Here is a 23,498-nt window from a genome sequence, read left to right on the forward strand (position 1 = left end):
TCCCAGGCTCCCTGTCCCCCTCTCCGCAGTCCTGCGGTTTCGATTGAAAGAAAGAACACGCCATGCGCGTCAACCAGACCCTCGAACGCCTGAAGGCTCAACAGTCCGCCTTCGGCACCATGTGCAACGCCGCCAGTCCGCTGGTGGTGGAAACGCTGGGCCACTCGGGTTACGACTTCGTGATCGTCGATCTCCAGCACGGTGAAAACAACCTGGAGAACGCCCAGGTGATGTTCCAGGCCCTGAGCAGCACGCCGGCCACTCCTTTCGTGCGGGTGGCTGCCGGGCTGCCGGTGTTCATCCAGCGCGCGCTGGACATGGGGGCCTACGGCGTGATCGTGCCGCTGGTCAACAACCGCCAGGATGCCGAGGCGGTGGTGGCGTCGGTGCGTTATGCGCCCGAGGGCAATCGCAGTTGGGGACCGGCGCGCGGGCTGCTGTACGGCGGTGCCGACTATTTCCGCCATTCGGCGCAGACGCTGCTCACCTTCGTGATGATCGAGTCGGCAGAAGGCCTGCGCAACGCGGACGAGATCCTGGCGGTGCCGGGTGTCGACGGCGTCTTCGTCGGGCCGATGGACCTGGGCATCTCGCTGGGCTATTCGCCCGATCTGCCGCAGTTGGCCGATGAGGTGGAGACCGCGATCGGCACCATCCAGCAGGCGGCGCAGAAAGCCGGAAAGTTCGCCGGCATCCAGACCACCAGCACCGCAGAGGCCCAACGCCGCGTGACCCAGGGCTTTCGCCTGGTGAGCATCATGGCCGATACACGCATGATGCGCGCCACGGCCACGCAGACGCTGGCCGCATTGCGGGCATGAGGCAGCGATGAAACCCGATCTGCTCATGATGGGGCCCTTGCACGCGCCGACCCAGGCCCGGCTCGAAGCCCTTTACACCACGCACCGCTACGATCTGGCGGCCGACAAGCCGGCTTTCCTCGCACAGGCGGCAGCGGCCGGCCACACGGCGATGGCCACGCGAGGCGATTACCGCATCACCGACGAACTGTTGGCGCAATTGCCCGCCTTGCGGTTGATCGCATCGTTCGGCGTGGGCCACGACGGCATCGACACGCCGGCTGCGTCGCGGCGCGGCATCGTGGTCACGAACACGCCCGATGTGCTGTCGGAATGCGTGGCCGATGCCACCTGGGCACTCATCCTGTCGACCGTGCGCCGCACCGTGTGGCAAGACCGTTTTGTGCGCGAGGGCCGGTGGCCGCAGGGCCCGGCGCCGCTGACGGGCAAGGTCTGGGGTGAACGGCTCGGCATCGTCGGCCTCGGCCGCATCGGCAAGGCGATCGCCCGGCGCGCCGAAGGCTTTGGCATGTCGGTGGCCTACAGCGGCCGCCGCAGGCAGGCCGACGTGGCCTTCGACTATGTGCCCGACGTGACCGAGCTGGCCCATGCATCGACGGTGCTGGTCGTGGCCACGCCGGGCGGACCCGAAACCCGAGGGCTGATCGGTGCCGGTGTCATCCAGGCGCTCGGGCCCGAGGGTTACCTGATCAACATCTCGCGCGGCAGCACGGTCGACGAGGCCGGCCTGCTGGCGGCGCTGGGCAGCGGGCAGTTGGCCGGGGCCGGACTGGATGTCTTTCAGGGCGAGCCGCACGTGAATCCGGCGTTCTTCGAACTGCCGAACGTGGTGCTGCAGCCGCACGCCGCCAGTGCGACGCACCACACGCGCCAGGCCATGGGGCAGTTGCTGCTGGACAACCTGGCGGCCTATGCCGAGGGGCGACCGGTGCTGACGCCGGTCGGTGCCGATCGGCCTGCCTAGAACTCGAATTCGACGACCACGGTGCCGGTGATCAACCGGTTCGAATTGCCTTTCTTGTGGACCCAGAGCGCCTCTTTCAGCAGCGCTCTGAATTCGTCGAGGGAAAGGTTGTCCAGCAGGCCCTGGGGTTCGTCGGGGTAGTCCCATGCGGTATGCGGCAGGGCGATGGCGGTCTTCCCGTGACGAGGCGTGGCCTCGACCGAGAACAGGGTCTCCCAGCGGATGTAGAACGGGTCGTCGTCGAAATCGACCGAGTGGATGCCCGAGTGCATGTGCGCCTGGACCCGGATGCCGTCCATGTAGACGTGGGCGATGGTGTGGACGTTGCTGCCGGAGGCCGGTGGGCCGGACGGGCCCAGGTTCCAGAGATGGCACTTTCTCTCGCGGTCCACGGTCCAGATTCGCCGGATGTCCAGGGGCAGTCCGAGGTCGGCCTCGAAGGGCAGGCCGTATGTTTCGATGTCGTGCCGGGTCGGGACTTCGTTGACAAAGGCCATTTCATCTTCCTCATGCAGTTTTCGGGGCGCTCTGTCTGGCTGGGCAAGTCAGTCCGTGCAGGGTCGAGGCTGCAACGCCAGCGCCGTATCGGCGGTGAGGAGCGTGTCCCTGAAGCAGACAGGGATGCTAGGCGCGAGGGTCGGCCAGATGGGCTGAGCGGGCTCCCGGTCTCGAGGCGATGCCTTGGGGTTTGGGTCCAGCGCTGCAGATCTGCATTCAATTTAGCCCATGGCACGACCTCCGGTGCGGCGTGAATGTCAGGGATTGTGTAGGCGTGTGGCGACTGTCACGCTCCGGGCCTGAATGCCTGCACGTGCCTGGAGCACGGCTTCCCCAGCCTCTACGTCCCGCAGCTCGAGTCGGGGGCCGTGTCCGGGCGGGTTTTTGGATTGTCAAAAGGAGTTAATTTCTGTCTGGCCGAGTGATCGAAAGACAGGTAAGTCAGGGGAGTGTTCAAACCTTTGGCTGTACTTGATCCAGTGAAAAATGCCGTCGAACAGATCCCGATTTCTGTAAAAATCTATGCACATCTGTCTGCCAGACAGGCCGGCCCCATCCTCATCCCACAGCCCCGACGATGAACCACGACGACCCGCTGCCCTCGCTCAGCAACCAGGCCTATGTGCAGGTGATGAACCTGATCGCGAGCGGCGGCTACGGCCCTCACGCGCGGCTTCCCAGCGAAGACCGGATGGCGTTGGCCGCAGGCGTCTCGCGGCCGGTTCTGCGGCAGGCGCTGGAGCGCCTGCGGGCCGAGGACCGGATCTACTCCCGCAAGGGATCGGGGCATTACGTGAGCGACGTGGCGAGCCAGAAACCGGCGGTGCCCTTCGGCGCCTTGTCGAGCATTGCCGATGTCCGCGACTTTCTGCGTTTCAGGGTCAACATCGAGGTCGAAAGCGCGGCGCTGGCGGCGCAGGCCAACCAGGAGTCGCATGTCCAGATCAAGATGGCCCACCAGCGCATGAGTGCTGCGGTGGCCAGCCATCGGTCGGGCATCGAGGAAGACCTGGCTTTCCACATCGCGGTGGCCCGGGCGAGCGGCAACCGGTTCTACGTGCTGACCATGGAAGCGCTGGCCGAGCAGATGCGTTTCAGCGTGCAGTTGATCCGCGATCTGTCCGGGCGGCCTTCGGCCGGCAGAACGACCGCGGTGCTGGACGAGCACGCGGCGATCGAAGCCGCCATCGCGGCCCGCGATCCCCAGCGCGCCCGCCAGGCCATGGAGGCGCATCTGTTGGGCGGGATCGACCGGCTGTTCGGCACGGTGCTGACCGGCGTTTAGCGTCGACGGGCGGCGGCGGGCAGCGCCGGCGTGCAGCGGATGTCGGTCAGTGGCCTCGCGCGCCGGCCGCCAGCAAAAAGTCGGCGACGTCGTCGGCGAACCGCATGCGCCGCCCCTGATGAAGCACGGTCTGCGCATCCTGCGGATCGGGCTGTGCACCGGGCATGCCGTGGTCGACCAGGGCCTGGGCACAGCCCAGCCAGTCGCCGCCGCCATGCGCATCGGGCCGGTCGAACACGTCGGCGGCGTCCGTGTCGTCCGGTCCAGCCGAGTCGTCCGGCCGATCGTTTGCGACATTGCACGAGGCCCACGACAGCGTGCCGCTGCAGTCGTCGTCGTAAGCATGCCGCTCGGTCCAGCGTGCGCCGTGTTCGAGCAGCAGCCGGGTCATCGCCGCATCGCCGCGGAACACGGCCTGGTTCAGGGCCGAAGCCGACCAATCGCCGCCGGCCACGGCGATGGGCCAGCCCAGCCTGGCCATGCAGGCCACCGCTTCTCTGCATCCCTGCGCAGCCAGTTCGGGCAGCAGGCGCAGGTGGGGCGGCGACAGGCTGTGCGGCAGGTCGGGGTGGCGCTCTTGCCATTGGCGGGCAGTGGCTTCGTCGCCTCGCGCGCAGGCCGCCAGGAAACGCTGGACAGGCGTGTCCTGGGGATGAATCCCGGCCTGCTCGAGCCGGCGGGCGATCTCGGGCAGGCCGAAGTTCAGGGCCAGGGTGGCCGCATCCGTGCCGTCTGCCGTGCGCACGGCCGGATCGGCGCCGGCCTTCAGCAAGGCCTCGATGTGGGCGGCGGACCGGCGTCGCCGGATGGCCCACAGCAGCGGGTGGCCCCAGGCCGTGGCGGCCGATTCGCCGGGCGGGGCCTCGTTGGGATCGGCGCCGTGGGCCAGCAGCGCATTCAGCACGTCGAGGCGGTCCAGATCGAGCACCCGGTACAGCGCATGGGTGCCGGCGATGCGGGCGCCCGCTTCGAGCAGCCGTTGCGTGCAGGCCGGGCTTTCCAGCGCGTGATACAGCGATTCGCCGTCGTTTGGATTGGCACCGGCCTGCAGCAGGCGCTGCGTGAGCTGCGCATCCCGGTTCCGGCCCGCCGCGCCGTACAGCGCGGACAGCCGGTGTTGGTCCGACGGCGTCTGCAGGGAGTCGGGCGGCCAGCGGCTGCCGATGCCGGCATCGGGATCGGCCCCGGCATCGAGCAGCCATTGTGCGCAGGCCCGCAGGCGGTCGCGGAAGCCGGGCAGGCGCAGCAGGCTGGAGTGCGTCACGGCGACCAGCGGCGGCAGCGCCAGCGGTCCGCCGGCCCGATGCAGCCAGCCCGGGTCGTCGGCCACGGCACGCGCGAGCCGTGCGAGGTCACCGGTCGCGCAGGCCAGCCAGGGATCGTCGTCGTGCCCATCAGCGGATGGGCCGGACGATTCCAGCAGGCGTGCCGCGACAGCGGGCTGGGGACTTTGCATGCCGCCGGTCACATCGCCCGCATACACCAGCCGGTACCACTGGCGGCGAGCCTCGGTGGGATCGGCCGCCTGCGCCAGGCGGGCCTCGACAAAACCCATCAGGTCGGTCCAACGGGCCAATCCATGCTCGCGGGCCAGGCACGACTGCGCGTCGTGCAGGCGCAGATCGAGGGCAGCCAGGGTCTTGTCCGTGGCGCCGCGCGCAGCGGGCAGGTGGGTGCGGAAGCGGTCGAGGGCTTCGGGGTGGCCGCGCCGGTAGTCGGCCAGCAGTTGTTTGGCCTGTTTCCGGAGATGGTCGGGATCGGGACGGGCGGGAATGCGTTTCACGGGGAACCTCCATGCATGGATGCCGAGGGTCCGCAAATCCGGCAGCACAAAGGCTGGTGAACAGGCAAGAAAAGACAGGCAAGTGGGCTCGACCCTTCCCGCGGACCCGGGGGCGGCTTGTTCCGCACAGGTCCGCATGTTACACGCGGCCGTGGCCTGCCGAAGGTCTCGCGCGGCGGCGAGGCCCGGCTGCTGGCGGAATCAGGCGATGTGAGCCCAGCACGAAGAGCAGCCCATCTGCTGCAGCTCGTTTTCGACGAAGCCCCGCAGCGCGGACTGGGCAACGAGCCGTTGCCGGGCCTGAGCGAAAAACGCCGCCCTGTGCGCCATCAGCTCGCCATGTGCGCGGCGGATGGCCTCGTCGATGTCGGGATCGGGATGCGAAGGGGGGGCCGTGATCGGGAGAATCTCGATCACGGGCGGGGCCGGGGGGCCGGCTCCGTCGGGCCGGCTCGACAGGGCTTTTTCAAGGTCTGCGCGGGCCTGGAGATACAGCGCGCGGTGTTCGTCGCTCTGCGCGCAGAACTGCTCTGACTGGAGCCTGGATTCGGCATTCCGGAAAGCGCATTCGATGGCCGTCCGTTCGGCATGGAAAGCCCGTTTGCCCTCGCTGCCGGCCTGCTGCACGGCCGCCTGCCGGGAGACGTTCGCGCCGATGTCCGCCACGGTCTTGTTGATCGACGCGAAGATCTGGGACAGCGAGCGCACCGCCGTTTCGGCCGGCTGCGGGCGCGGACCCGGCGTGGCAGCCGGACTGCGACCCGCCGCCCGGGCCGAGCGCACATCCGCCACGGCCTTGCCGGGGTTCGAGAAGACGACCCGGGCGGGAATGCGCAACACGCGGTAGCCGCGCGCCTGGAGCACGCGATCGCGTTCCTGGTCCCGGGCCACGGCTTCCGGCGACGAGTGGTAGGCCGCACCGTCGATTTCAACCACCAGCCAGTCGTCGACCAGAAAATCGACACGGTAGGGTTTCATCACGACCTGCAGATCCAGCGTCAGCCCCGAGCCTCTCAGAACCCCCTTGTCGGCAACCAGTCCGAACGCGCCGATCATGGCCTCCAGAAAAGCGGTCTCGGCCGGCGATTCGCACAGGGGCAGGTAGTAGCTTTTCCAGTTCGGATCGGCCGCGGTGGCCGTATGGCGGCGGACGAACCAGGCGTCCGATTCGGGCTCCGGTGGCCGGCGCAGATCTGCGACGAGCGCCCATCCGACCAGCGCAGCCAGCAGGAACAGCAGGGGGAACACCAGACCGCCCAGCCCGAGCAGGACCGTCAGGATGGCGCGGAAGGCGATGTTGTTGGGTGTCATGGAGGAATGGGTGCGCCGGGGCAGGGCCGAGTGTAGCGAGCTTGCCGCCCGGCTGCCGCGGCCCTTATCCACAGGCGCGGCCGGTTTTTGTCCTGTGGATAAAGATGGGGCGGCCGGCTCAGTCCGGCGCGGCCGGCGGTGCCTGGCGCCCGAAGGCCTGTTCGACCATCCGCACGAAATCGTGGACCGGCGCGGGCTGCAGCCGGCTGGCGCGTTGCAGCAGGCCGATGTCCCGATAGAAGGTGCGGGGACCGAGGTCGATGGCGCGCACCCCGGCTGGCCAGTCTGTACGGCTGTGCGTCTGGGGCACGAGCGCGGCCCCCACGCCCCGGGCGACCAGTTCGATCATGGCGTCGATCTCGTCGATCTCGATGCATTCGCGCACGGTCAGCCGCGCATCGCGCAGGAAACGTTCTACCAGCCGGCCGCCGAACGACGAACGGTCGTAGCGGACGAAGGGCAGCGTTTCCAGCGCCTGCCGCCAGTCCGGCTCGCTGCACGCCTGCGGCACCAGCAGGCGAAAAGGCTCGTGCGACAGCGTGGTCCAGCGCAGGTCGGCCTGCAGCGCGAACGCGGGGCGGATCAGGATCGCCATGTCGAGGTCGCCCGCATCGACCAGGTTGAGCAAGCCGAACGACACACCCGGCACGATGTGGCTGCGGTAGTTGCCGTGGCGCCGGTGAAAGTCGGCCAGCACCCCGGTCAGCACGGTGGTCTGGACCGAGGCGATGGCGCCGATGGCCACGGTGCCGCCCGGCTGTTCGGCACGGCGCCGCCGGTCGCCCATTTCCTCGTACAGGCGCACCAGTTCCTGGGCCTGCATCAAGGCTTCCTGGCCCTGCCGGTTGAGCTGGGCCGAGCGGCCGGTGCGGTCGAACAGGCTGTAGCCCAGGTGTTCTTCGAGGCGCTGGATCTGGGCGCTCACGGCGGCCTGCGTGAGTCCGATCTTCTGGCCCGCGCCGGCAAACGTCCCTTCTTGGGCCACGGCCACGAAGGTCTTGAGTTGGCGGATCATGAATGACAAATAAAAGTGATGCTCGCCACAAATATATATTGATTTTATTTTTCATTCGATGTTTCTAGACTTCGGGCATCGGCTGCCGCATTCACTGTGCACCGCCGAGCGTTCCGCCTTCCTTTCCTTCCTTTTCCCGCGCGGCAGAGCGTTGCCTGCGCCCCGGAGTCCCCATGATCGAAATCAAGACCAACCCCACCCTGATGTCTCCTTTCCACCTGGCTTTCCCGGTCGATGACCTGACCCGTGCCCGTGCCTTCTACGGCGAGTTGCTGGGCTGCCCGGAAGGCCGCAGTTCGGACGAATGGATCGATTTCAACTTCTACGGTCACCAGATCGTGGCCCATCTGGCCCCCGGCGAATGCGGCGGGGACCGGCGCAACACGGTCGACGGCCACGGCGTTCCGGTGCGCCATTTCGGCATCGTGCTGCCCATGGCCGACTGGGAAGCCATGGCCGCCCGCCTGCGCGAGCGGGAGGTGGCCTTCGTGATCGAGCCGTACATCCGGTTCAAGGGCGAAGTGGGCGAGCAGGCCACGATGTTTTTCCTGGATCCGGCCGGCAATGCGCTCGAAATCAAGGCCTTTGCCAACATCGACCGCCTGTTCGCCAAGTAAGCCTGCCAGGCCGCTGCGTCGCGGCTTGCGTGCGGCGTCGTGCCGCCGGTTTTCGGGTTCTGGCCGGGTCGGGATGACCGCGGCCTGCCGCGGTCGCCTCCTGCGCCCGTAAAATCAGCCTGTTGCGTCCAGTCCCCGGTTGCCGGGGTGGCGCTTTGTCGTTGATCCCTTCATACCCGAGAACCGACGGGCGTGGTCCAGTGCCGCGCGCGGCACAAGCATGTTGACCTTCCAGCAAATCATCCTGAAACTGCAGTCGTACTGGGCCGACCAGGGCTGCGCGCTGTTGCAGCCCTATGACATGGAGGTCGGCGCGGGCACCTCGCACACCGCCACCTTCCTGCGGGCCATCGGCCCCGAGCCGTGGAAAGCCGCCTATGTGCAGCCCAGCCGCCGCCCCAAGGACGGCCGTTTCGGCGAGAACCCCAACCGCCTGCAGCACTACTACCAGTTCCAGGTGGTGCTCAAGCCCGCACCCGACAACATCCTCGAGCTCTACCTCGGCAGCCTCGAAGCCCTGGGCTTCGACCTCAAGAAGAACGACATCCGTTTTGTCGAGGACGATTGGGAAAACCCCACGCTGGGCGCCTGGGGCCTGGGCTGGGAAGTCTGGCTCAACGGCATGGAGGTGACGCAGTTCACCTATTTCCAGCAGGTCGGCGGCATCGACTGCAAGCCTGCCACCGGCGAGATCACCTACGGGCTCGAGCGCCTGGCCATGTACCTGCAGGGTGTCGACAACGTCTACAACCTGACCTGGACCGACGGTCTGAGCTACGGCGACGTCTACCACCAGAACGAAGTCGAACAGTCGACCTACAACTTCGAGCATTCGGATGCGGACTTCCTGTTCACGGCCTTTGCCGCCCACGAAAAGCAGGCCCAGCACCTGATGGGCGAACAACTGGCCCTGCCCGCCTACGAGCAGGTGCTCAAGGCCGCCCACAGCTTCAACCTGCTGGATGCGCGCGGCGCCATCTCGGTCACCGAGCGGGCCGCCTACATCGGCCGTATCCGCAACCTCGCGCGCGCCGTGGCCCGCAGCTACCTCGACAGCCGGGCCCGCCTGGGCTTCCCCATGGCGCCGCGCGCCTGGGCCGATGAAGTCCTGGCCGACATCGCCCGCGCCGCCGAGCAGCAGAGCAAGAAGGCTGCCTGAACCCGTCCCACGCATCCACAGGGCCCTGGCCGCGACTGCCTCTGCAGGCGCCAGGGTCCACGAAGACATCACAACATGACTGATTCCAATCTGCTGGTCGAACTCTTTGTCGAGGAACTGCCACCCAAGGCGCTGCGCAAGCTCGGCGACGCCTTTGCGGGCGTGCTGTTCGAACAACTCAAGGCGCAGGGCCTGACCGGCGCCGACTCGCGCCTGACGGCCTATGCCTCGCCGCGCCGGCTGGCCGCCCACATCACCGAAGTCGCCAGCCAGGCGGCCGACAAGGCCGTGTCGCAGAAACTCATGCCGGTGGCCGTGGGCCTCGACGCGGCGGGTGCGCCCAGCGCGGCGCTGCTCAAGAAGCTGGCCGCCATCGGTGCCGACGCCGGTGCTGCCGCCGGCCTGCGCCGCGAAGGCGAGGGCAAGGCCGAAGCGCTCTATTACGACCACACGGTCAAGGGCGCGACGCTGTCCGACGGTCTGCAGAAGGCGCTCGACGAAGCCATCGCCCGGCTGCCCATTCCCAAGGTCATGACCTACCAGCTGGCCGACGGCTGGAGCAGCGTGAACTTCGTGCGTCCGGCGCACAACCTGGTGGCCGTGCACGGCACCGAAGTGCTGCTCAGCGTGGGCGCGCTGGGCCTGAAGGCCAACAACCACACCCATGGCCACCGCTTCGAGGCGCTGGTCGATCCGATCGTGCTGCGCAGCGCCGACGACTACGCCGAGCAGTTGCGCGAGCAGGGCGCGGTGATTGCCGGCTTCGACGAACGTCGTGCCGACATCGTGCGCCAGCTGCAGGCGGCCGCCGAGCGGGTGGGCGGCGGCGTGCGTCCCATCGACGACGATGCGCTGCTCGACGAAGTCACCGCTCTGGTCGAGCGTCCCAACGTGCTGGTCTGCCAGTTCGAGAAGGAATTCCTCGATGTGCCCCAGGAATGCCTGATCCTGACCATGAAGGCCAACCAGAAGTATTTCCCGCTGCTCGACGTGGAGGGCCGCCTGACCCACCAGTTCCTGGTGGTCAGCAACATCAGCCCGGGCGATGCCAGCGCAGTGACCGGCGGCAACGAGCGGGTGATCCGCCCGCGTCTGGCCGACGCCAAGTTCTTCTACGACCAGGACCGCAAGAAGTCCCTCGCCGACCGTGTGCCCGGCCTGGCCAAAGTCGTCTATCACAACAAGCTGGGAACCCAGGGCGACCGGGTCGAGCGCGTGCGCGCGATTGCCCGCGCCATCGGCGCCCAGCTCGACAACGAAGCCCTGGCCGCAGGCGCCGACCTGGCCAGCCAGCTCGCCAAGGCCGACCTGCTGACCGACATGGTGGGCGAGTTTCCCGAGCTGCAGGGCATCATGGGGGGCTACTACGCGCGTCACGACGGCCTGCCGGTCGAGGTCGCCGAAGCCATCGAAGACCACTACAAGCCTCGTTTTGCCGGCGACGCCCTGCCGCGCAGCGATGTCGGTGCGGTCGCCGCGCTGGCCGACAAGCTCGAGACCCTGGCCGGCATGTTCGGCATCGGCAACCTGCCGACGGGCGACAAGGATCCGTTCGCGCTGCGCCGCCATGCCCTGGGCGTGATCCGCATCCTGGCCGAGCAGCGCTCGTCCATCGAACTGGGCTGGTTGCTGCAGACCGCCTTCGGTGTGTTTGCCTCGCGCATTCCGGCCGATACCGTCTTCAACGATGCCAGTGCGCAACTGGCCGAATTCATCTACGACCGCCTGGCCGGCAGCCTGCGCGAGCAGGGCTACAGCGCACAGGAAGTCGAAGCCGTGCTGGCCCAGCGTCCCCAGCGCCTGGCCGAAGTGCAACTGCGCCTCGATGCCGTGCGTGCCTTTGCCGCACTGCCCGAAGCCGCCGCGCTGGCCGAAGCCAACAAGCGTGTGTCCAACATCCTGAAGAAGAACGGCGCCGAGCTGCTGGCCGATACACGCCCGACGCTGGCCTTGCTGCAGGCGCCCGAAGAGATCGCCCTGCTGCAGGCGATGAACACGCTCTATCCGCAGTGCGAAGCCAAGCTGGCGGCCGGCGACTACACCGGGCAGCTCCGGCTCGTGGCCAGCCTGCACCAGGCCGTCGATGCGTTCTTCCAGAACGTGATGGTGATGGCCGACGATCCGGTGCTGCGCCAGCAGCGCCTGGCCCTGCTGTCGGGCCTGCAATGGCACATGAGCCAGGTCGCGGATCTGTCGCGGCTGGCTGCCTGACGGGCTGCCGCCCGCCTCAACCCGACCGGACCTCCGCGCCATGGCCAACTCCGCCCAGCTCATCATCGTCGCCAGCGACGGCACGCTCAATGCCGATGTGGAAAACGGCGTGCAGTCGCCCGACGACTGGCAGCCGCTGCCGGGCGCGCTCGAAGCCGTGGCGCGCCTGAACCAGGCGGGCTGGCGGGTGGTGGTGGTGACCAACCAGCCGGGGCTCGGCCGCGGGCTTTTTGGTGTCGACACGCTGCATGCCATCCACACCCGCATGCATCGCCTGGTGGGCGAGGCCGGCGGGCGCATCGAAGCCGTGTTCTTCTGTCCGCACAGTCCGACCGAGGCCTGCAACTGCCGCAAGCCCCGGCCCGGCCTGGCCCTGGGCGTGGCCGAGCGCTACGGCATTCCCCTGCAGGGCGTGCCCATGGTGGGCGACTCGCTCGAGGACATCCAGGCCGCCGTGGCGGCAGGCTGCACGCCCCATCTGGTGCTCAGCGGCATGGCAGGCAGCGGCGCGGCGCCCGGCGGCGTGCTGCCTGCCGGCTGGCCCGAAGGCGTGGCCGTGCACCGCGATCTGGCCGCCTTCGCCGACGTGTTGCTGGCCGCCACGCCCCCTCCGGCGGCCGTCTCTTGATCCGCTTTTCCCCTTCCCGGCCGGGTCTCGTCGAGACCCGGCCCCGTCCTGACCCCAACGTCCGTTTGTCCTGATCATGCCGTTCATCCGTTCCGTGCTTCATATGCTGTGGCTCATCGTCACGGTCATCCCCTGGGCCCTCATCGTGATGGTGGCCTCCATCTTCACGCGCGGGGAACGGCTGTACCGCCTGACCATCGTCTGGAACGCCATGGTGCGCTGGGGCTCCGAGGTGATCCTCGGCATCCAGACCCGTGTCACCGGGCTCGAGAACCTGCCCAGCGGCGGCGAGCCGGTCATCCTGCTGGCCAAGCACCAGTCCGCCTACGAGACCATCGTGATGCCCTTGCTGGTGTCGCGCCCGGTTGCCTTCGTGTTCAAGCGCGAGCTGCTGCGCATTCCTTTCTTCGGCTGGGCCCTGGGCCGGCTGGACATGGTGCACATCGACCGTCAGCAGGGCGCCCAGGCCTTCAACAAGGTCGCCAAGCAGGGCCGGCGTCTGCTGGACCAGGGCGTCATCGTGCTGATGTTCCCCGAGGGCACCCGGATCAAGCGCGGCGAGAAGGGCAAGTACAAATCCGGCGGTGCGCGCCTGGCGATCCAGACGGGTACCCCGGTGTACCCCGTGGCGATCACCTCGGGACGCTGCTGGCCGGCCCGGGGCTTCGTCAAGTACCCCGGCGTGGTCGAGTTCTCTTTCGGTCCGGCCATTCCCAGCGTCGGCCGTCAGCCCGATGAGCTCGTCCGCGAAGTCGAGCAATGGGTGGAGGCCGAGATGCATCGCCTGGATGCCGAGGCTTATCGCTGAGCCATGACGCCGCCTCCCGCTGCAGGCGATGCCCATCCGCAGGCCAACCGGGCCGCGGTGCTGGGCGGCCGTACCGTCGGCTACGTGCTGGTACGGGCGGCGCGCCGCAGCATCGGCATGGCGGTCGATGCGCAGGGCCTGAGCGTGCGTGCGCCGCGCTGGGTCTCGGTCGACGACATCGAACGCGTGCTGCAGGACAAGGCCGGATGGATCCTGCGCAAGCTCGATGAAGCCCGTGCGCGCCAGGGCCAGCGGCAGGCGCTGCAGGTCATCTGGCAGGACGGTGCCACGCTGCCCTACCTGGGCCGGGCCCTGTCCGTGCGCCGGGGCCGGCCGGTCATCGGCGATCCGGCCGAGCCCTGCGAGCTCCGGCAAGGCCGGGTGCGGGTGACGGCGCACTGGCAGGCGGCAGCCGGGCCGGGCCTGGCCTCGACCCTGTGGCTCGACGTGCCGTCTGGGGCCGGCGAACCGCAGTGGCGCGCGCTCACGCAGGCCTGGTTCCTGCAGCAGGCCCGTATCCTGTTCCCGCAGCGGCTGCAGCATTTCTCGGCACCGCTGGGCGTGCGCTGCACCCGTCTCACGCTCAGCAACGCCGGCACCCGGTGGGGCAGTGCCAGCCGCGACGGCAGCATCCGCCTCAACTGGCGGCTGATGCATTTCGATCCGGCGATCATCGATTACGTCGTGGCCCACGAACTCAGCCACCTGCGGGTGATGGATCACAGCCCCTTGTTCTGGCGCACGGTCGAATCCGTCATGCCCGACTACGCGGCGCGCCGGCTGGCCCTGCGCCAGACCCCCATTCCGGACTGGAGCCCGGCCGACGCGGCGTGACCTGAGGGCGTGCCCGTTCAGGGCGCTCGACTGGCTTGGAATATGCTTGCCTGGTCGGCAGTCCTGTTTCATCCCACCCGGGCCTCGGCCCGCCTGCCCATGACCTACCGCACCACGCTCGGTGGTTTTGTCTTTGCGTTCGACGACCTGCGCCACGTGATGGCCGCGGCCAGTCCCGCCCGGTCCGGCGACTACCTGGCGGGGATCGGTGCCGCCACCGCGCAGCAGCGCATGGCCGCGCGCCATGTGCTGGCCGATCTGCCGCTGCGCATCTTTCTCGACGAAGCGCTGGTGCCTTACGAGGCCGACGACGTGACCCGCCTCATCCTCGACGGCCACGATGCGGCGGCCCATGCGCCGGTGGCCCATCTCACGGTGGGCGGGTTTCGGGAATGGCTGCTGGGCGATGCCGCCGACGCGCACACCCTGGCCGCGCTGGCGCCGGGCCTCACGCCCGAGATGGTGGCCGCGGTCAGCAAGATCATGCGCAACCAGGATCTCATTGCCGTGGCGCGCAAATGCCGGGTGGTCACGCGCTTTCGCAACACCATCGGGCTGCCGGGCCGGCTGGCCGTGCGGCTGCAGCCCAACCATCCGGCCGACGACCTGCGCGGCGTGGCCGCTTCCATCCTCGATGGCCTGATGCTGGGGGCCGGCGACGCGGTCATCGGCATCAATCCGGTCTCCGACAGCCTGAGCGTGCTGGGGGACCTCAACCGCATGCTCGACGGGCTGATCGAGGGCCACGGCATCCCCACCCAGGGCTGCGTGCTCACCCATGTCACCCATACCCTCAAACTGATGGAGCGGGGCGTGCCGGTCGATCTGGTGTTCCAGTCCATCGGCGGCACCGAGGCCACCAACCGCTCCTTCGGCATCGGCCTGGACCTGCTCGACGAGGCCCATGCCGCGGCGCTGGCGCTGGGCCGCGGCACCCTGGGCGACAACGTGATGTACTTCGAGACCGGGCAGGGCAGTGCGCTGTCTGCCAACGCCCACCACGGTGTGGACCAGCAGACCTGCGAGGCCCGGGCCTATGCCGTGGCGCGGCGCTACCGGCCGCTGCTGGTCAATACGGTGGTGGGATTCATCGGCCCCGAGTACCTGTACGACGGCAAGCAGATCGTCCGGGCCGGACTCGAGGACCACTTCTGCGGCAAGCTGCTGGGGCTGCCCCTGGGCTGCGACGTGTGCTACACCAACCACGCCGAGGCCGACCAGGACGACATGGACAACCTGCTGGTGCTGCTGGGCGCGGCCGGCCTGAGTTTCGTGATCGGCGTGCCGGGGGCCGACGACATCATGCTGAACTACCAGAGCACCTCGTTCCACGATGCCTTGTTTCTGCGGCAGACCCTGGGTCTGGCGCGTGCACCCGAGTTCGAGGACTGGCTGCAGCGCATGCGCATCACAGGGGCCGAGGGACAGTTGCTGCCGGCGCGGCCCGACCAGCGTTTGCTGCAGGCCGGCCCCGATCTGGGCCGCCGGCCCCGTCAGCCACACGAGGGCACTGCATGAGCGACGATGCACCGCAAAAGTCCCAGCCGGCACCGGGCGACCTGACCGTGCCCGACGCCTGGGCGGCGCTGCGCCGGCATACCTCGGCCCGCATCGCGCTGGGGCGGGCCGGGGTGGCCCTGCCGACGGCCGAGACCCTCGCCTTCGGCTGGGCGCACGCCATGGCGCGCGACGCCATCCACGCGCCGCTGGATGCCGCTGCGCTGGGCGAACGCCTGCACCAGGCCGGTTGGGACGTGCGCCAGGTCCACAGCCAGGCACCGGACCGGACGGCCTACCTGCGGCGGCCGGACCTGGGCCGCCTGCTCGATGCGCACTGCGAGGCCGAGCTGCGCCACGCCGCGAGGACGCTGCCGCAGCCCGATGTCGCGCTGGTGGTGGGCGATGGCCTGTCGTCGCTGGCCATCGAGCGCCACGCGCCCGCGCTGCTCGATGCCATCCGGTTGGCCTTGCCGGCACAGACGGTGTATGCCCCGGTGACCATCGCGGTGCAGGCGCGGGTGGCACTGGCCGACGATGTCGGCGCCGCCTGGGGCGCGCGCCAGGTGGCGATGCTCATCGGCGAGCGCCCGGGCCTGAGTTCGCCCGACAGCCTGGGCATCTACCTCACCCACGCGCCGCGCCGGGGCTGCAGCGACGCCCAGCGCAACTGCATCTCGAACATCCGCGCCGAAGGCCTTTCGTATGCACAGGCCGCCTACAAGCTGGCCTGGCTGCTGCAGCAGGCCACGCGTCTGGGGGCGAGCGGTGTCGGCCTCAAGGACGACAGCGACCTCGAACGGCTCGAGCCCTCGCCGGCGGCCGACGACGCAAGCGGCAAGGGCCTGCCCTGCGGCGACTGATCCCAGGGCGACAAACGACAAACGACAGGCGATGGGCGATGGGCCATCACCCCAGCCGGGGTCTCGGCCCGCCCGTCAAGCCGAAAAGCGGTGGACGCCTTCCGCGTCGCGCTGCCGCCGGACCTGGCCACGGTGCATCAGCCAGTTCAGGTGGGCGATGGATTCGCCCATGGCGAAGGTGACCTGGTGTGCATCGAGCGCGCGCGAGAACAGCACCTTCAACACGTCGGCCGCGCTTTGCGGCTGCCGGCGGCAGGCCGCGAGCACCTCGGCCAGGCGGTCCCGGTGATGGGCGTGCAACTGCTCGATCCGGGTGTGCAGGCCCTTGAAGGGCTTGCCGTGCGAAGGCAGCACCAGGGTATCGGCCGGCAGCGGCTTGAACTTGTCGATGGACTCGAGAAACAGGCCCAGCGCATCCGACTCCGGGTCGTTGTCGTACACGCTCACGTTGGTCGAGATGCGCGGCAGCACCATGTCGCCCGCGATCAGGATGCCGCGCGCCGGCGCATGCAGCGCGATGTGTTCCGGCGCGTGACCAAAACCGCTCACCAGATGCCAGGGGGTGCGGTTCGGGCCCTGGCCCAGCGCCAGGGACTGGCCGTCCATCAGCCGCCGGAACTGGTCGGGCACGGCCGGCACCAGTTGCCGGTAGTAATCGGTGCGCTGGCTGATCTGCCGCAGGGCCAGCGGATCGGTCAGCCCGTGCGAAGCAAAGAAATCGGCCGCGGCCTGGCCGCCCGCGCCGCTGATGGCCTGCTGCACGCCCAGACGCGCCGTGTAATAGTCGGTGGCGCTCATGTAGAGCGGCGCCTGCCAGCGTGCGCACAGCCAGTGCGCCAGGCCGACGTGGTCGGGGTGCATGTGGGTCACCAGCACCCGGATGATGGGCAGGCCTTCGAGCTCCCGCACGAACACCGTCTGCCATTGCGCACGGGGCTCGGGCTTGTCGATGCAGCAGTCGACCACCGTCCAGCCCTGCACCCGCTGGCCCTGGCTGTCCACGGTCTCGTCGCGCAGCAGCCAGATGTTGACGTGGTCGAGCGCAAACGGCAGTGCCATGCGCAGCCACTTGATGCCGGGTGCGACGGTGACGGCACGTCCCGGCTGCGGAAGCGTGTCGCCCAGGACGTAGTCGAGTGCTTTTTCGTTGTCGTTCATGGTCGTTCTGTGTTGGCGTGCAGCTATTCGGGGGACGCCTGGACGGACATCGCGCTCCGATTAGAATGCCGAATTATTGACGTTTACGTCAACGTCATTGGACGTGCCCCATTGTAGGGCCGAGCGTTCCGATGCGCTGTCGGTCACGCGTCAGTGCCCCCACCACGATCTCGCCCCACGGCCGCCGTTTTTGCTGCGGGCCTCGGCGTCACAGCAGGAGTCAGCATGGCCAGCAGCCAGACCTACACGATCAGCGAACTGGCCCGCGAGTTCGACCTCACCACCCGGGCCATCCGTTTCTACGAGGACATGGGCCTGCTCACGCCCGAGCGCGAAGGGGCGGGTGGCCGCAGCCGCGTCTATTCCGGCATGGATCGCGCCCGCCTGCGGCTGACGCTGCGGGCCAAGCGGCTCGGCCTGAGTCTGACCGAGGCCAAGGAAATCCTGGACATGTACGACAGCCCGCGCGACACGGTGCCGCAACTGGAGAAGTTCATCGACGTGCTTTCGCGCCACAGGGGACGGCTCGAGCAGCAGCACGAAGAGCTGCAGGCCACCATCCGCGAAGTGCGGGCCCATGAGGACGAAGCGCGCGAGGCGCTGGACCGAGCCCGCCAGTCCGTGCCCGCCGGCTGAGCCGCCGGCGCCGGCCCACGGCCGGCGCGTCCGGTGGCCGTTGCTCAGCGGCAGACAAAGTTCTCGGCCTGCTCGCTGTCGCCCTGGCCGCTGTAGCGGGCCACGGCGGGGTAGGGGCACAGCGGCCGGGTACGGGTGGGCGACCAGTCCGACGGCAGTTCGGTGTTGACGCCGCCCGCATTGCCCGCGCCGCGCGCCGCCGCCACGATGCGCTCGGGCGCCACGCCGCGCTCGACCCAGTCGACCAGCGCGCTCAATGCATCGAACTGGTCGGTGGCGATGCCGCCCCGGCTGTGGTTCATCCCCGGAACCAGGAAAAAGCGCGCAAAACTCGCCGCTTCGCCCCGCGCATCGCCGCGGTAGGCCTGGGTCAGGGCTTCGTACCAGTTGCGGGTGTCGTCGGACGAGAACACGCCGTCGGCCACACCCTGCACCACCAGCACCTTGGCGCCACGGTCGCGCAGCGCATCGAGCTGCGTCATGCCGGGCGGGACCATGAAGGACATCGCACTTTCGGTGTAGGTCGCATCGGTGGCCGACAGCCGGGCAAAGTCGGTGTCGAAGTTGAAATCGAAGGCGAACTGGCGCGAGCGGGTCGCCACCGTGGCGTCGGGCGGCACCTGGAAGATGATGCCCACGGCCACCGGGTCACGGGCGTTTCCGACCGACGACACGAACTTCCAGCTGGCCCAGTTGCTGCCCACCAGGCCCGGATCGAAGGCCTGGGTGGCATAGAGCGCCTGGCCCTGGCCGTTCACCGGGCCGCGATACAGGTTGGCCAGCGCATCGATCTGCGCTGCGCTCAGGCAACTGCCGTCCCGTGCGCCGCTGCAGACGGGCACATGCTGCCGGATGTCGAAGGCGCTGCGGCAGCCCTCGACATCCTGGACCAGGCCGTCTGCCACGCCGTCGAGCGCATCGCAGCGCTGCAGGATGGCCTGCGCCAGCACCTGGCGCTCGGCCATCGAGAAGGCCGTGCCGAGGTCGTTTTCATCGGTGGCCACGCGGCGCAGCTGTTGCGCGGTGTAGAGCTGCGCAGCGGCGGCGCGTGGCAGGTTGAAGCCCGGTGTGCTGGCCAGGATGCCGTCGTATTCCTGCGGCAGGCGGGTGCCGGCCACCAGCGCATGGCGTCCGCCGTTCGAGGTGCCGCCGGCATACGAACGATCGGGGCCCTTGCCGTAGGCGGCCTTGATCAGCGACTTGGCCATGGGCGTGAGCGCCAGCACGGCGCCGTAGCCGTAGTCGATGCGCGCCTGTGGATCCAGCCCGAACAGCGGATTCTGTGCCGCGTTGTGTCCGGCATCCGACGAGACCACCGCAAAGCCCTGGTGCAGGGCATGCGTGAGCGGTCCGCCGCTGCCGACGGCGCCGACGGCCGTGGCCACCGCGCCGTCGGTGCCGCCGTTGCCCTGGTAGAGAAAACGGCCGTTCCAGGCCAGCGGCAGACGCATCTCGAAGCCGATGGCATAGGTCTGGCCATCGATCGGGCCGACGCGGGTGTTCATGGCGCCGGTCACCAGGCAATGGGCGGCCACGTCCCGACCGGCGACCGTGAGCGTGCCGGCAGCCACCGTCGTGGCTGCCGTGATGCGGGTGTTGGCATAGGTGTAGCCGCCGAGCGATTCACACGATCCCTGCAGCGCCGCGCCCACGGCCGGCGCCAGGCTGGGCGGCGTGGCGACGGATGGAGGGGGCGCCGCGGTGTCGTCTGCATGGCCGCCGCCGCCGCCGCATGCCGACAGGGGCAGCAGCACGGCGGCCGTCAGCACGGCCAGGGCGCCGCTGGTTCTGGATAGCAAGTTCAAGTCGGTCTCCGGTTGTTTATAGTTATTGTTGATAAATAAATAGACAAAAAATATCGTGCAAACCCTCTGTTGTTGTCTTGTATTTTGATTATTCATGGTTTGTTTGCTGCGATCTTCCGCCAAGCCGGTGGCGCACGATTATTGACGTTGACGTAAACGTCAATAGAATGGGGGCAACAACAGCCCTCAGCGGCCCTCAGGAGACAACGCCATGAACCTGCCCGGACTCGACTTTCAGCTCGGCGAGGACGTCGAAGCCCTACGCGACGCCGTGCGCGCCTTTGCTCAGCAAGAGATCGCGCCGCGCGCCGCACAGATCGACGCCAGCGACCAGTTTCCCATGGACCTCTGGCGCAAGATGGGCGACCTGGGCGTGCTGGGCATCACCGTGCCCGAAGCCTACGGCGGAGCCGACATGGGCTACGTGGCGCACATGGTGGCCATGGAAGAGATCAGCCGCGCCAGCGCGTCGGTCGGCCTGTCGTACGGCGCGCACAGCAACCTCTGCGTCAACCAGATCAAGCGCAACGGCAGCGAGGCCCAAAGGCAGAAGTACCTGCCGAAACTGATCAGCGGCGAACACGTGGGTGCGCTGGCCATGAGCGAACCGGGCGCCGGCAGCGACGTCATCAGCATGAAGCTCAAGGCCGAGGACAAGGGCGGCTACTACCTGCTCAACGGCAGCAAGTTCTGGATCACCAACGGCCCCGATGCCGACACCCTCGTGGTGTATGCCAAGACCGAGCCCGAACTGGGCGCGCGCGGCGTCACGGCTTTCCTGGTCGAGAAGGGCATGAAGGGCTTTTCCGTCGCGCAGAAGCTCGACAAGCTGGGCATGCGCGGCAGCCACACGGGCGAACTGGTTTTCCAGGACGTGGAGGTGCCCGCCGAAAACATCCTGGGCACGCTCAACGGCGGGGCCAAGGTGCTCATGAGCGGACTGGACTACGAGCGGGCGGTGCTGGCCGCCGGGCCGGTGGGCATCATGCAGTCGGTCATGGACAACATCGTGCCCTACATCCACGACCGCAAGCAGTTCGGCCAGAGCATCGGCGAGTTCCAGCTCATCCAGGGCAAGGTGGCCGACATGTACACCGTGCTGCAGGCCGGCCGGGCCTATCTCTACACCGTGGGCAAGAATCTGGATGCCTTGGGCAGCGAGCACGTCCGCCAGGTGCGCAAGGACTGCGCCAGCGTGATTCTGTGGTGCGCCGAGAAAGCCACCTGGATGGCCGGCGAGGGCATCCAGATCTTCGGCGGCAACGGCTATATCAACGAATACCCGCTCGGCCGCCTGTGGCGCGATGCCAAGCTCTACGAGATCGGCGCCGGCACCAGCGAGATCCGCCGCATGCTGATCGGCCGCGAACTCTTTGCGCAGACCCTGTGATGTCGCCCTGTCGGCCCCGCTTGAAACCCCGGCATGCGGGTGTGCCCCGGCGGGAGTGCCGCGCAGCCGCTACCATTACGCCCCATGACAAATCCTCTCGACAAACTCGACAACCTGTTCCAGCACAACCGCGACTGGGCAGCTCAGGTGGAGCACGACCGGCCGGGCTTCTTTACCAGTCTCGTCAAACAACAAACGCCACGCTACATGTGGATCGGCTGCTCCGACAGCCGTGTACCCGCCAACCAGATCACCGGCCTCGACCCGGGGGAAGTGTTCGTTCACCGCAATGTCGCCAACATCGTGGTGCATTCCGACCTCAATGCCCTGTCGACCATCCAGTTCGCCGTCGAGCGCCTCAAGGTCGAGCACATCATGGTGGTGGGCCACTACGGCTGCTCGGGCGTGCAGGCCGCGCTCGAGGGTGCCCGGATCGGCCTGGCCGACAACTGGCTGCGCCACATCCAAGCCGTGCGCGACCAGCATGCCGAACTGCTGGCCCTGGTGCCCGAAGACCAGAAGGCCAACGTCCTCTGCGAGCTCAATGTGATCGAGCAGGTGGCCAACGTGTGCACGAGCACGGTGATCGAAGACGCCTGGCGCAACGGCCAGCCCGTGACCATCCATGGCTGGGCCTTCGGTGTGCACGACGGCCTGCTGCAGGACCTCAAGCTCACCGTTTCCACGCTGCAGCAACTGCGCGACAGCCGGGCCGAGGCGCTGGCCCAGGTCCGCAGCAAGTACGGCGCGGCCTGATCCCGCGCGGGCGGCGCGGTGCATCCCCGGGCTCCAGGCCGGGGATGCACCGCGTTTCCTCTCAGGCTGTGCGAAACATGCCGCACGCGGGTCTGCCGTGCCTTCGGGTACGGACACCGGCGGGCGGCCATGACCGCCGGGGCCGACCGGTCTCCTGGCGTTTTTCCCAGACCTCTAACAGGAGACAGACATGAGCCGCCCACTTCCCCTTTCCTCGCTCGCCGACGATCCCGTGGTCATCACGGGTGCCGCACGCACGCCCATGGGCGCATTCAACGGCGACTTCGCCGGCCTGGCTGCGCATGATCTCGGCGGTGTCGCCATCGGTGCCGCCGTCGCACGCGCGGGCATCGCGCCCGAGTCCGTCGACGAACTGTTCTTCGGCAATTGCCTGATGGCCGGCCAGGGCCAGGCCCCCGCCCGCCAGGCCGGCTTCAAGGGCGGCCTGCCGCAGAGCGCCGGTGCGGTCACTCTCTCGAAGATGTGCGGCTCCGGCATGAAGGCCGCCATGCTGGCCCACGACCTGCTGGCCGTCGGCACCCATTCGGTGGTGGTGGCCGGCGGCATGGAGAGCATGACCAATGCGCCCTACCTGCTCAACAAGGGCCGCAACGGCTATCGCATGGGGCACGACAAGGTCTACGACCACATGATGCTCGACGGCCTCGAGGACGCCTACGAGGCCGGCCGCTCCATGGGCACCTTCGGCGAGGACTGCGCCGCCCAGTACCGCTTCACCCGCGAGGCCCAGGACGCCTTTGCCACCGCCAGCGTGACCCGTGCGCAGGCGGCAGCCGCTTCGGGCGCGTTCGATGCCGAGATCGCGCCGGTGACACTCAAGACCCGCGCCGGCGACGTCGTCGTTTCGCGCGACGAGGGGCCGGCCAAGGCGAGGCTCGACAAGATCGCCAGCCTCAAGCCCGCCTTCAAGAAGGACGGCGGCACCATCACCGCCGCATCGAGTTCGTCCATCAACGATGGGGCTGCCGCCCTGGTGATGATGCGCCAGTCCACGGCCGCGCGCCTGGGCAGCCGTCCGCTGGCGCGTGTGGTGGCCCATGCCACGCATGCGCAGGCCCCCGAATGGTTCACCACCGCCCCGGTCGCCGCCACCCGCAAGCTGCTCGATCAGGCCGGCTGGCAGGTCGCCGATGTCGACCTCTGGGAAATCAACGAAGCCTTTGCCGTGGTTCCCATGGCCCTCATGCACGATCTCGACGTGCCCCATGACCGCGTCAACGTCCATGGCGGCGCCTGCGCGCTGGGCCATCCCATCGGGGCCAGCGGTGCCCGCATCGTCGTCACGCTGCTGCATGCCCTGCGGGCCCGGGGCGGCCGGCGCGGCGTGGCCACGTTGTGCATCGGCGGCGGCGAAGCCGTCGCCATGGCCTTCGAACTGCTGGACGCCTGAACGCGCAGCCTATTCTTCAACACGACACCGGTGGGGCAGGGCCGACAG

The 23,498-nt window shown here is 68.4% G+C and carries 21 protein-coding genes; 15 read left to right on the plus strand and 6 right to left on the minus strand.

All coding sequences use genetic code 11. The features are described from left to right. The first annotated feature begins 62 nt into the window (after positions 1 to 62). On the plus strand, positions 63 to 821 hold the full coding sequence (locus EC845_RS06875; RefSeq protein ID WP_123296549.1) for an HpcH/HpaI aldolase/citrate lyase family protein: 759 nt from the start codon (positions 63 to 65) through the stop codon (positions 819 to 821). Positions 822 to 828: 7 nt separating this feature from the next. After that, on the plus strand, positions 829 to 1,785 hold the full coding sequence (locus tag EC845_RS06880) for a 2-hydroxyacid dehydrogenase (protein ID WP_123296551.1): 957 nt from the start codon (positions 829 to 831) through the stop codon (positions 1,783 to 1,785). On the opposite strand, the gene EC845_RS06885 is transcribed toward EC845_RS06880, so the two are convergent. After that, a complete protein-coding gene (locus EC845_RS06885; protein ID WP_123296553.1) occupies positions 1,782 to 2,282 on the minus strand; it encodes a hypothetical protein in 501 nt (166 codons plus the stop codon). The genes EC845_RS06880 and EC845_RS06885 overlap by 4 nt on opposite strands. Positions 2,283 to 2,860: 578 nt before the next feature. Here EC845_RS06885 and EC845_RS06890 point away from each other — a divergent pair. Further along, on the plus strand, positions 2,861 to 3,568 hold the full coding sequence (locus EC845_RS06890) for a FadR/GntR family transcriptional regulator (protein ID WP_123296555.1): 708 nt from the start codon (positions 2,861 to 2,863) through the stop codon (positions 3,566 to 3,568). A 46-nt stretch (positions 3,569 to 3,614) separates the two neighbouring features. Here EC845_RS06890 and EC845_RS06895 read toward each other — a convergent pair whose 3' ends face one another. The 3 genes from EC845_RS06895 to EC845_RS06905 all read right to left on the minus strand — a co-directional run bounded on the left by EC845_RS06895 (position 3,615) and on the right by EC845_RS06905 (position 7,677). Continuing rightward, positions 3,615 to 5,351, minus strand: coding sequence for an ankyrin repeat domain-containing protein (locus tag EC845_RS06895; protein WP_123296557.1), 1,737 nt, complete (start codon positions 5,349 to 5,351; stop codon positions 3,615 to 3,617). A 201-nt stretch (positions 5,352 to 5,552) separates the two neighbouring features. Continuing rightward, positions 5,553 to 6,662: an endonuclease domain-containing protein gene (locus EC845_RS06900; RefSeq protein WP_123296559.1), complete on the minus strand. Its 1,110-nt coding sequence runs from the start codon at positions 6,660 to 6,662 to the stop codon at positions 5,553 to 5,555. 118 nt (positions 6,663 to 6,780) lie between these two features. After that, a complete protein-coding gene (locus EC845_RS06905) occupies positions 6,781 to 7,677 on the minus strand; it encodes a LysR family transcriptional regulator (RefSeq protein ID WP_123296561.1) in 897 nt (298 codons plus the stop codon). A gap of 173 nt (positions 7,678 to 7,850) precedes the next feature. On the opposite strand from EC845_RS06905, the gene EC845_RS06910 reads away from it, so the two are divergent. From EC845_RS06910 to eutC, 8 genes are all read left to right on the plus strand, one after another. Further along, complete coding sequence (locus tag EC845_RS06910) at positions 7,851 to 8,294, plus strand: VOC family protein (protein ID WP_123296563.1); 444 nt, start codon at positions 7,851 to 7,853, stop codon at positions 8,292 to 8,294. Between the two features lie 220 nt (positions 8,295 to 8,514). Then, positions 8,515 to 9,453: a glycine--tRNA ligase subunit alpha gene (glyQ, locus tag EC845_RS06915; RefSeq protein WP_123296565.1), complete on the plus strand. Its 939-nt coding sequence runs from the start codon at positions 8,515 to 8,517 to the stop codon at positions 9,451 to 9,453. A gap of 75 nt (positions 9,454 to 9,528) precedes the next feature. Further along, positions 9,529 to 11,664 (plus strand): glycine--tRNA ligase subunit beta, encoded by a 2,136-nt coding sequence (gene glyS / locus EC845_RS06920; protein WP_123296567.1) that lies wholly within the window; start codon positions 9,529 to 9,531, stop codon positions 11,662 to 11,664. Between the two features lie 40 nt (positions 11,665 to 11,704). Next, positions 11,705 to 12,292: a D-glycero-beta-D-manno-heptose 1,7-bisphosphate 7-phosphatase gene (gene gmhB, locus EC845_RS06925; protein WP_123296569.1), complete on the plus strand. Its 588-nt coding sequence runs from the start codon at positions 11,705 to 11,707 to the stop codon at positions 12,290 to 12,292. Positions 12,293 to 12,368: 76 nt separating this feature from the next. Next, positions 12,369 to 13,100, plus strand: coding sequence for a 1-acyl-sn-glycerol-3-phosphate acyltransferase (locus tag EC845_RS06930; RefSeq protein WP_123296571.1), 732 nt, complete (start codon positions 12,369 to 12,371; stop codon positions 13,098 to 13,100). 3 nt (positions 13,101 to 13,103) lie between these two features. Continuing rightward, positions 13,104 to 13,934: a M48 family metallopeptidase gene (locus EC845_RS06935; protein WP_123296573.1), complete on the plus strand. Its 831-nt coding sequence runs from the start codon at positions 13,104 to 13,106 to the stop codon at positions 13,932 to 13,934. A 99-nt stretch (positions 13,935 to 14,033) separates the two neighbouring features. Then, positions 14,034 to 15,452, plus strand: a complete 1,419-nt coding sequence (locus EC845_RS06940) for an ethanolamine ammonia-lyase subunit EutB (RefSeq protein ID WP_123297936.1) — start codon at positions 14,034 to 14,036, stop codon at positions 15,450 to 15,452. Further along, the gene (eutC, locus tag EC845_RS06945; RefSeq protein ID WP_123296575.1) at positions 15,449 to 16,294 is read left to right on the plus strand and encodes an ethanolamine ammonia-lyase subunit EutC; all 846 of its coding nucleotides are present in this window, start codon (positions 15,449 to 15,451) and stop codon (positions 16,292 to 16,294) included. The genes EC845_RS06940 and eutC overlap by 4 nt, the downstream gene beginning before the upstream one ends. Positions 16,295 to 16,369: 75 nt before the next feature. Here eutC and EC845_RS06950 read toward each other — a convergent pair whose 3' ends face one another. Beyond that, entirely contained in the window at positions 16,370 to 17,452 is a 1,083-nt protein-coding gene (locus EC845_RS06950) for an MBL fold metallo-hydrolase (RefSeq protein ID WP_123296577.1), read from the minus strand. 225 nt (positions 17,453 to 17,677) lie between these two features. Here EC845_RS06950 and EC845_RS06955 point away from each other — a divergent pair, with 225 nt between their 5' ends. Continuing rightward, on the plus strand, positions 17,678 to 18,088 hold the full coding sequence (locus tag EC845_RS06955; protein ID WP_123296579.1) for a MerR family DNA-binding transcriptional regulator: 411 nt from the start codon (positions 17,678 to 17,680) through the stop codon (positions 18,086 to 18,088). A 44-nt stretch (positions 18,089 to 18,132) separates the two neighbouring features. Here EC845_RS06955 and EC845_RS06960 read toward each other — a convergent pair whose 3' ends face one another. Then, positions 18,133 to 19,887, minus strand: coding sequence for a tannase/feruloyl esterase family alpha/beta hydrolase (locus EC845_RS06960; RefSeq protein WP_370451291.1), 1,755 nt, complete (start codon positions 19,885 to 19,887; stop codon positions 18,133 to 18,135). Positions 19,888 to 20,104: 217 nt separating this feature from the next. Here EC845_RS06960 and EC845_RS06965 point away from each other — a divergent pair, with 217 nt between their 5' ends. The 3 genes from EC845_RS06965 (at position 20,105) to EC845_RS06975 (ending at position 23,450) form a co-directional block, all read left to right on the plus strand. Next, complete coding sequence (locus tag EC845_RS06965; protein ID WP_123296583.1) at positions 20,105 to 21,283, plus strand: isovaleryl-CoA dehydrogenase; 1,179 nt, start codon at positions 20,105 to 20,107, stop codon at positions 21,281 to 21,283. 84 nt (positions 21,284 to 21,367) lie between these two features. Beyond that, positions 21,368 to 22,039 (plus strand): carbonate dehydratase, encoded by a 672-nt coding sequence (gene can / locus EC845_RS06970; protein WP_123296585.1) that lies wholly within the window; start codon positions 21,368 to 21,370, stop codon positions 22,037 to 22,039. Between the two features lie 190 nt (positions 22,040 to 22,229). After that, positions 22,230 to 23,450, plus strand: coding sequence for an acetyl-CoA C-acyltransferase (locus EC845_RS06975; protein WP_123296587.1), 1,221 nt, complete (start codon positions 22,230 to 22,232; stop codon positions 23,448 to 23,450). The last annotated feature ends 48 nt before the right edge of the window (positions 23,451 to 23,498 follow it).

This window comes from Comamonas sp. BIGb0124, from assembly GCF_003752175.1.
Classification (GTDB): domain Bacteria; phylum Pseudomonadota; class Gammaproteobacteria; order Burkholderiales; family Burkholderiaceae_C; genus Comamonas_F.